The organism is Caulobacter sp. B11 (assembly GCF_002737765.1).
Lineage (GTDB): Bacteria > Pseudomonadota > Alphaproteobacteria > Caulobacterales > Caulobacteraceae > Caulobacter.
This window is the reverse complement of record NZ_PEGG01000044.1, coordinates 1-8,461: the sequence shown is the minus strand read 5'-3', so window position 1 is coordinate 8,461 and position 8,461 is coordinate 1. Positions and strand designations below refer to the sequence as shown.

General features: G+C 67.6%; 9 protein-coding genes and 1 pseudogene. All 10 read right to left on the bottom strand.

Annotated features, from left to right (window positions below):
- Positions 1-783, bottom strand: a 783-nt coding sequence (locus CSW58_RS03115; protein WP_236627620.1) for a 2,3,4,5-tetrahydropyridine-2,6-dicarboxylate N-succinyltransferase, incomplete at its 3' end; no start/stop codon positions are given.
- A 3-nt stretch (positions 784-786) separates the two neighbouring features.
- Positions 787-1,446 carry a pyrimidine 5'-nucleotidase gene (locus CSW58_RS03110; RefSeq protein ID WP_099446264.1) on the bottom strand — a complete coding sequence of 220 codons (660 nt, stop codon included), beginning with the start codon at positions 1,444-1,446 and terminating at the stop codon, positions 787-789.
- Complete coding sequence (argB, locus tag CSW58_RS03105) at positions 1,443-2,357, bottom strand: acetylglutamate kinase (protein ID WP_099446263.1); 915 nt, start codon at positions 2,355-2,357, stop codon at positions 1,443-1,445. Before argB ends, CSW58_RS03110 begins: the two co-directional genes overlap by 4 nt.
- Positions 2,358-2,441: 84 nt before the next feature.
- Positions 2,442-2,720 (bottom strand): SemiSWEET family sugar transporter, encoded by a 279-nt coding sequence (locus CSW58_RS03100; protein WP_099446262.1) that lies wholly within the window; start codon positions 2,718-2,720, stop codon positions 2,442-2,444.
- 1 nt (position 2,721) lies between these two features.
- Positions 2,722-3,186 (bottom strand): response regulator, encoded by a 465-nt coding sequence (locus CSW58_RS03095; protein ID WP_099446261.1) that lies wholly within the window; start codon positions 3,184-3,186, stop codon positions 2,722-2,724.
- Positions 3,187-3,210: 24 nt separating this feature from the next.
- Positions 3,211-3,861 (bottom strand): annotated as a pseudogene (locus tag CSW58_RS03090) (sensor histidine kinase); the annotation flags it as partial.
- A gap of 131 nt (positions 3,862-3,992) precedes the next feature.
- Positions 3,993-5,099: a sulfate ABC transporter substrate-binding protein gene (locus CSW58_RS03085; protein ID WP_099446260.1), complete on the bottom strand. Its 1,107-nt coding sequence runs from the start codon at positions 5,097-5,099 to the stop codon at positions 3,993-3,995.
- Positions 5,100-5,130: 31 nt separating this feature from the next.
- Complete coding sequence (locus CSW58_RS15610; protein WP_255406532.1) at positions 5,131-6,039, bottom strand: OprO/OprP family phosphate-selective porin; 909 nt, start codon at positions 6,037-6,039, stop codon at positions 5,131-5,133.
- Entirely contained in the window at positions 5,922-6,671 is a 750-nt protein-coding gene (locus CSW58_RS15605) for a porin (protein ID WP_255406530.1), read from the bottom strand. Before CSW58_RS15605 ends, CSW58_RS15610 begins: the two co-directional genes overlap by 118 nt.
- A 298-nt stretch (positions 6,672-6,969) precedes the next feature.
- Positions 6,970-8,461: autotransporter outer membrane beta-barrel domain-containing protein (locus CSW58_RS03075; protein ID WP_143755062.1), on the bottom strand; the 1,492-nt coding region annotated here is incomplete at its 5' end.

Genomic DNA, 8,461 nt, shown 5'->3' with positions numbered 1-8,461 from the left:
ATCACCGCGCAGTAGAGGCCCGGGCCGCCGTTCGGGTCGGCAGGTTGCCGGGGACCACGACGCTGTAGGGCGGCACCTTGCCGATGTGGATCTGGCCGGTCTTGCGGTCGACGATCTTGGTCGAGGCGCTGATGAACACGCCATCGACAGCACCGAGCCCTGGCCGACGATCACGCCTTCCACGACTTCGGAGCGGGCCCCGATGAAGCAGTCGTCCTCGATGATGGTCGGGTTGGCCTGCAGGGGCTCGAGCACGCCGCCGATGCCGACGCCGCCCGACAGGTGGACGCGCTTGCCGATCTGGGCGCAGGAGCCGACCGTCACCCAGGTGTCGACCATGGTGGCCTCGTCGACATAGGCGCCGATGTTCACGAACGACGGCATCAGGATGACGTTGCGGGCCGACAAAGGCGCCGCGACGGACGATCGATCCGGGCACGGCGCGGAAGCCGGCGGCTTCGAACTGCGGGGCGTCCCAGCCGTCGAACTTGTTGGGAACCTTGTCCCACCACGGCCCACGGCGCCGCCCAGGGTGCCGGCGTGCATGACGCGGTTGGGGTTGAGGCGGAAGGACAGCAGCACGGCCTTCTTCAGCCACTGGTGGGTCGTCCATTCGCCGTCGATCTTTTCCGACACCCGAACCTGGCCGGCGTCGATCAGCAGCAGGGTCTCCTCGACGGCGGTGCGGACGGGGCCGGTGGTGGCGGTCGAGACGCTGTCGCGGGCCTCCCAGGCGGCTTCGATCTCGGTCTGCAGGTCAGAGAGGCTGACGGTGAGGGTCATGGCTCAGAGGTCCTTGAGGCGCGCCAGGGTCAGGAACCCGGCGAGGTCGTTCGTGCGATGGTGGACAAAGTCGGCGGTCGAGGCGGCGGCGTGGGCCCCGACCAGGACCGTGGTCATGCCCAGCTCGGCGGCCGGGGCGAGGTTCTTCTCGCTGTCCTCGAAGAAGGCCGTGGCCGGGGCCGCCAGGGCGTGGCGGGCGACGATCTTCTCGAAGGTGGCCATGGCCGGCTTGGGCAGATAGTCGGCCGTCTCGATGGCGAAGATGTCCTCGAACAGATGGTCCAGGCCCAGATGGCCCAGGACCCGTTCGGCATGTCCCACCGAGCCGTTGGTGAAGATCAGCCGCCGGCCGGGCAGGCGGTCGATGGCGTCGCGCAGCACCGGATCGGGCGTCAGACGGTCCATCGACACGTCGTGGACCTCGTCCAGGAAGGCCTTGGGCGCGATGCCGTGATGGGCCATCAGCCCGGCCAGGGTGGTGCCGTGCTCGTGGTAGTATTTCTTCTGGATCGCCCGCGCCTGGTCACGGGGCAGGCCGGTTTCCCGCTCCATGAAGTCGGTCATCTTGCCCTCGATCAGGGCCATGTACTCGCACTCGGCCGGATAGAGGGTGTTGTCCAGGTCGAACAGCCAGGTGTCGAGGTGGGCGAGATCTGGACTCATCGCGAAATGAGCGTGCCGGCGCCGTGCTCGCTGAACAGCTCGACCAGCATGGCGTGGGGGCGGCGGCCGTCGAGAATGACCACCGCCTCGACCCCGGCTTCGACGGCATGGATGGCGTTTTCGAGCTTGGGGATCATGCCGCCGCTGGCCACGCCGCTGGCGATCAGGGCGCGGGCCTCCTTGAGGGTCATCTGACGGATCAGCTTGCCGTCGGCGTCGAGGACGCCGGCGATGTCGGTCAGCATCAGCATCCGCTTGGCCTTCAGCGCCCCGGCCAGGGCTCCGGCCACGGTGTCGGCGTTGATGTTGAAGGTCTGTCCGGCCTCGGAGACGCCGATCGGGGCGATCACCGGGATGTAGTCGGTTTCCGACGACAACAGGGCCTGGATGATGTGGGGATCAACCTTGGTCGGCTCGCCCACGAAGCCCAGGTCGACGACCTGTTCGATATTGCTGTCGGGGTCGCGCTTGGTGCGGGTGACCTTTTCGGCGGTGATCATCCGGGCGTCCTTGCCCGACAGGCCCACGCCGCGCACGTCGGCCTCGGCCCCGGCCAGGGTGATCCAGTTGGCGATTTCCTTGTTGATGGCGCCCGACAGCACCATCTCGGCCACTTCCATGGTCGCTTCGTCGGTGACGCGCAGGCCGTCGACGAAGGTCGACTTGACGCCGGCCCGCTCGAGCATGCGGCTGATCTGCGGGCCGCCGCCATGCACCACCACCGGATGGACGCCCAGCAGCTTGAGCAGCACCGCGTCGGCGGCGAAAACCTTGGCCACGTCTTCCTGGCCCATGGCATGGCCGCCGTACTTTATGACCACCGTCTCGCGGTCGTAGATCTGGATATAGGGCAGGGCTTCAGCCAGGGTCTTGGCGGTGGCCCAGCCCGCTTCCTCGGCGACATCGGTCAAGGCGGCGGTCCTGTAAGGCAAAGGCGCGCGTTCGATAGCCGACCATGCCCCCCTGTCACGCGCCGACGGCGAAGCGCGGCGGGTTCAGCGGCGGGCGGGCCGCCTGAACCGCCATTTGAGGGCCAGGACCGCGGCCGCCATCAGCAGGCAGGCCAGGTTGGAGGCGACCACCGGCCAGGCGCCGATCATCACGCCATAGGCCATCCAGGTCGCAAAGCCGGCGACGGTGATCACATAGGTTCGCAGCGACACGGCGCTGGCGTCGCGCGCCTTGACGATCTTCACGATCTGCGGCGCGAAACTGGCGATCGACAGCAGGGCGGCGAGGGTTCCGACAATGACCGCGACGGGCGACCCGGCCATGTCAGCCCGCGCGCGCCAGATCGCCCAGGCCCCAGCGAGCGGCGTAGGCCGGCGACAACTGCAGGCCGACCGGGGGCAGGCCGGGCGCGCTGCCCTCGCGCAGGCAAGCGCCCAGAAAGGTGATCGCGGTCTTCACACCGTGCTCGGAATAGGGCTTGCCGATCACCCCGCAGGCGCCGGCGAAGTCCTCGGGCAGGCGCTTGACATTGGCGGTCATGAACAGGACCACGCCGCCGCAATCGGCCTTGATCCGACGGGCGGCGTCCACGCCGGTGGGGCCGTCCTCCAGATGGACGTCGACCAGGGCCAGATCGGGATTGAGCGCCTCGGCCATGGCCACGGCCTCTTCAGAGTTCATGGCCATGCCGACCGTATGGCAGCCGAGTTCCTGCAGCAGGTACTCCAGCTCGGTGGCCAGCAGCACCTCGTCCTCCACGATCAGAACCTCGAGCGGTTGCGCGCTCATGGATGCTCAGTCCTCTCAAAACGCTCAGTGCGCGCCGTTCACCGGCAGGTGAATGACCACGCGGACGCCCGGATCGGCGGACGAGGTCTCGTTCCTCGCCTTCAGTTGCTGGCAGAGCAGCTGGACGATGGTGAGGCCGAACCCCGACGCTGTCGTCGGTTGCGCCAGACCAACGCCGTTGTCGGCGATTTCGATCCGAAACTCGGTGTCGTCGCGACTGATGCCGACAAAGATCTCGCCGCCATGGCCGGGGGGAAAGGCATGGCGCAGGGCGTTGGAGAACAGTTCGCTGATCACCAGGGCCAGGGGCGCGGCCTTGGCGGCGGCGACATCGACGCGTTCCAGGTCGAGGCGGACGCGGATGTCCTCGCGCCCGGAAGTGCCCATCATGTCGCTGACCAGGTCGCGGACGAAGGCCGAGACGTCAAAGCGTTCAACGTCGTCGCTCTGAAAGAGCCGACGATGCACGGTGGCGATGGCGCTGACCCGTTCGAGAATGCCGCGAAGCGAGGCCTTCACCGCAGGATCGGTCACCCGTCGGTTCTGCAGCAGCAGCAGGGACGAGATGAGCTGGAGGTTGTTCTTAACCCGATGGTCGACCTCGTGCAGGAGGGCGGTCTTCTGCTCCAGCGCCTTGGTCAGGTCCCGGGTTCGCTCCGCGACCAGGGCCTCCAGGTCAACCTGGGCAGGGGGCGGGTCGCCGGCCCGTTGCGATTCCGTCAGGTCCTGCATGTGCGCCCGAGTCCTCGCCGACGTCCCCAGTCGCGCTCAACGCGTCCACCGCCGTCAGGTTCCCGACAGTGACCTCAAACGCCGATCGGCGAAACCCCTGGCGGGATCTCGCCATCGCGCGGGTCGCGGGGGCCGGTCCTATCGGGTCGATAGATCCGGTCGAAGACGCCGCCATCGGTGAAATGCACGGCCTGGACCTTTTTCCAGCCCCCGAAGGCGCCATCGATCGTCACCAGCGGGATCTGCTTGAACTTGCCAGCATACTTGGCCATCGCCGCCGGGTTGCGCGGACGATAGTGGTTCTTGCCGATCAGATCCTGGGCGATGGGGCTGTAGAGGAAGTTCAGATAGCCCTGGGCGGCCAGGCGGGTCCTGTGACGGTCGACGTTCCTGTCGATGATCGCCACCGGCGGTTCAGCCAGGATCGAGATCGACGGATAGACGATGTCGAACCTGCCCGGCAGCTCCTCCTGGGCGAGATAGGCCTCGTTTTCCCAGGACAGCAGGACGTCGCCGATGCCGCGCTGGGTGAAGGTGGTGGTGGCGCCGCGCGCGCCGGTGTCGAGCACCGGCACATGGCGGAACAGGTCGCCGACATAGGCTTCCGCCTTGGCCGCGTTGCCGCCGGGTTGCTTCAGCGCCCAGGCCCAGGCCGCCAGATAGTTCCAGCGGGCGCCGCCCGAGGTCTTCGGGTTGGGGGTGATGACCTCGACGCCCGGCTTCACCAGATCGCCCCAGTCCTTGATCTTCCAGGGATTGCCCTTGCGGACCAGGAACACGATCGTCGAGGTATAGGGCGTGGAATTGTCGGGCAGGCGCGACTGCCAGTTGGCGGGCAGCAACCTGGCCCGGGCCGCGATCTCGTCGATGTCATAGCCCAGGGCCAGGGTGACGACGTCGGCCTGCAGGCCATCGATCACCGACCGCGCCTGTTTGCCCGATCCCCCGTGGCTCTGGTTGATGGTCAGGGTCTGGCCGACCTTGGTCCGCCAGTACTTGATGTAGGCCGCGTTGATGTCCTTGTAGAGTTCCCGGGTGGGGTCGTAGCTGACATTCAGCAGGGTCAGAGGCTTGGCGCCCTGGGCCCGGGCGGAGCCTGCCACGACGGTGGGAACAAGCGCTGCGGCGCTGGCCGCGCCGAGGATGCGCCGACGCATGGGATCAAAGAAAGTCCGGGTCATGAGTCGGGTGCATCCTCGGTGTTTTGAAAGGCTAGAACGCGTACTGGGTTCGAAGCGACCAGATGTTCAGGTCCTGGCCGACCTCTGATCCCGCCGTCGGGGTCGAGCCGGCGACAAAGGCCGTGCCGCCGGGCGACAGGCGCCGCACCTCGACGTTGCGATAGGCCCCCGAGACGGTAACAGCGTTATTGAGATACCAGTTCAGTCCCAGGGACAGGATGTTTTGCTCGCCGCCGCGGATCGCGCCGGCCACGGGCGTCGTGCCCTGACCGCCGGCCATGTGGTTCAGATCGAAGGTCGAGTAGCGGATCCCCAGCTCGACGGCGCCCCACTGGTTCTTCTTGGGATCAAAGGCCTTGGCGGGACGCGGATTGTCGAAACCGGCCGTGGCGGTCGAGTAGCGGCGCGCCTCGCCGGTCAGGGTCCAACCGGCCTGGACGTACCAGCCGTCGAAGTCGGGATTGGACAGGGCGCTGGTCCGGCGTTCGACGCTGATGTCGAAGTACTCGGCCTGCAGATAGAGGTTCTTGCGCTGGGCGCCGAATTCAAGGCCGTAGGCGCTGACGCTGTCGGTGTCGATGCTGCCGGTGTCGATCAGGCGTGCGCCGTCGACGCGCAGTTCCGGACGATCGCGCAGGCGGATGGCGCTGGGCGCGCCGCCGGTGGAGGCGACATCCGGGCCCGTGGCCGCCGGGCTGAGGATCAGGTTGGCGTTGGCGCCCACATGGATCAGCCAGTCCCGGCCCTTCAGCGGAACATAGGCCACGCGGCCGACCAGGCCGACCTGTTCGTCGAAGGTCTGGGTGGTGACGACATTGCCGGTCAGGGACAGGGAGGCGTTCCAGCGGGCGCCGTTGGAGAGCAGGCCGATCGCCGCGCGACCATCGCCGCCGGCCAGGCCGCGCACGGTCTCGGCGACGGAGGCGCGCTCGGCGAACAGCGAGCCGGTGTTGTTGGCGGCGTCCTCCAGGCTGGTGACCGGGCATAGACGCCGGCCCGCAGCTTCACCGGATAGCCGCTATATTGCAGCCACGCCGACGAGATCTTGCCGGCTTCCTCCGCGCCCGAGCCGCCGAAATCATAGATCATGTTGTAGTCGAAGGCGCCGAACAGCTTGCCCTCGACGCCCAGGCGGGCGCGACGGATATTGACCCCGTCGGACAGGTCGCGGGCCCGGTCGTTTTCGGCGGCGTCATTGAACGAGCCTCGGCGTCTGTCGCTGGCCAGGGGCCCGGCCGAGGCCTGGTCGTAATAGGCCGCGTCGGCCTGGAAGATGCCCCGGACGGCGACAGAGAACGCGCCGTCGCCCGTCGAGATCGTCGGGCGGCCATTGGCCAGGCTGACCGTGGTGGCGCCCTGGGCGGCGCGGACCTCCTTGATGCCGGCCGCAGTGGTGGTTTTCAGGTCGGCGATCTGCGCCGCCAGCGCCTGAAGCTGGGCTTCCAGGGCCTCGATTCTCGCCTGCTGGTCGGCCGGCGAGGCGGTGGTCTGGGCTTGGGCGACGCCGCTCATGGCCAGGAGCGAGGCTCCGGCGATCAGGGCGGTGCGCAGGACGTTTCTTGGTTCTGTCATGGACTTTCCCTTCGACGCCTCGTTGGACGTCGACCCGCTTGCGAATATGGACCTCTAAAATCGACCGGCGATATAGAGATTAAAATAGGGGCACTGTCAGAAAACCTTCAGACGACTGCCGATTTCGGCACCGTATGAAGACTGATCTTTCCAAGTCCCAACGGGAAGTGCGAAAGCGACGTTAAGTCGCAGCGTGGCGCGCAACGAAAAGGGCCCGCGCCATGGCGCGGGCCCTTCGGAAAGTCTGCAGACCGGGAACTGAGCCGCGAAGCTCTTTCGTGCGGGCCCGTCGCCGCCTCTAGAACATCGCCCGGCCAATCAGGCGCACATTGTATTTCTTCTGGCGCTTGGTGGCTTCCGCGGAGCCCTCGAGGGCCAGGTAGGACATCGGCGTTCCCGCCCGGACGGCGAAGCCCAGGGTCAGGGCGCCCTGCTTGTCGTCCAGGGCCGCCAGGGTGAACGGGTTGCCGCCGGTAAACCGCGCGATGGTGTCACCGACCTCGCCGGCGATCGTCTGGCGATAGCCGACCCGCACTTCGGGGCGCCACCAGACGTCCGAGCCGAAGTCGGCGCCGAGCGCGACCCCCGCCTCGCCGCTGAGGTTGCTCGAGGTGCGTTCATCGACCAGCAGGTCGAAACCCGCGCCGCCGCCGGCTTCCTTGCGCTCGCCTTCACGCATCCAGAGATAGTCGAACCGGGCTTCGGGCCGGGCGTAGAAACGTCCGAACTTGGCTTCGTAGCCGAGGCCGGCGAAGGCGTTGGCCGTCGCGCCGCTCCACTTGGCCGAGTTCTTGAGGATCAGGTCGGCCGCGCCGTCGGCGTCGTCGTCGCCGGCGATGAAGCGGCGGTCGCCTTCGAACCAGCCATAGCCGCCGCCGCCGCCGGCGTTCATGCGCCAGCCGCCGACCGCGCGCCGCCAATAGGCGCCGCCCTGCAGGAAGGAGCTGGAGGTCTGTTCGCCCACCTTGGCGGCGATGTCATGCTCTTCGACGCTGACGAAGGCCAGGGTCAGGCCCAGGGCCCCGCCGGCGTCGCCCATGGCCTCGTAGCCGCCGACGAAACCCAGGGCCTGGGTGTCCGATCCCAGGGTCGCGTCGGAGTCGCGACGGACCAGGGTGTTGAGTTCCTGGACCCAGATGCTGTCGGGGCCATAACGGTCGCCGGGATCGGGCCGCATGGCGGTGGCGGCCGAGATCTGCTGGTTGGCCGAGGCCAGGGCCGAGAACAGCCCCTCGCCCTGGTCGGGCAGCATCTGGTTGTAATATTCAAGGAAGGTGTCGCGGTCATTGCGACGCAGGAAGGCGCTGGCCAGGTCGGTGTTCTGGCCCAGGGCCCCGACCACCGCGTCATAGGCCGAAGCCTGGCTGCGCGACATGCCGATCTCGGCGGCCGTGCGACGACGCACGTCGATATAGGCGTTGTTGGCGTCGGTTCGGCTGCTGGCCTTGTACAGGTAGGGGGCGTTGCCCAGCAGGTCCTGGTTGATCGCGCCGGCGGTCAGGCTGCCGCCGGTGATGACCGTATAGGTCTTCGGATCCTTGAGCAGGCTGGTCAAGCGAAGGCCCAGGGAGGCGCCCGAGGCGATATTGACCGCGCCGGACGCGACCAGCTTGGTCGCCGTGCCGGCGGCGGGGTCGGCCGTGAACACCAGCTTGCCGGTCGAGGCGATGTCCAGGCTGGTGATGTTGATGGTTTCGCTGTTGGTGATGTTCAGGACGCCCGAGCCCAGGCTGATGGCCAGGTCGCCGCCGGAATCGGACAGGGCGCCGGCCATGAAGGCCCGCCGCTGA

What these genes read in the sequence shown, in the direction of transcription:
- CSW58_RS03110 (WP_099446264.1), bottom strand. Translation starts at nt 1,446, where the DNA reads ATGAGTCCAGATCTCGCCCACCTCGACACCTGGCTGTTCGACCTGGAC.
- CSW58_RS03100 (WP_099446262.1), bottom strand. Translation starts at nt 2,720, where the DNA reads ATGGCCGGGTCGCCCGTCGCGGTCATTGTCGGAACCCTCGCCGCCCTG.
- CSW58_RS03095 (WP_099446261.1), bottom strand. Translation starts at nt 3,186, where the DNA reads ATGAGCGCGCAACCGCTCGAGGTTCTGATCGTGGAGGACGAGGTGCTG.
- CSW58_RS03085 (WP_099446260.1), bottom strand. Translation starts at nt 5,099, where the DNA reads ATGACCCGGACTTTCTTTGATCCCATGCGTCGGCGCATCCTCGGCGCG.
- CSW58_RS15605 (WP_255406530.1), bottom strand. Translation starts at nt 6,671, where the DNA reads ATGACAGAACCAAGAAACGTCCTGCGCACCGCCCTGATCGCCGGAGCC.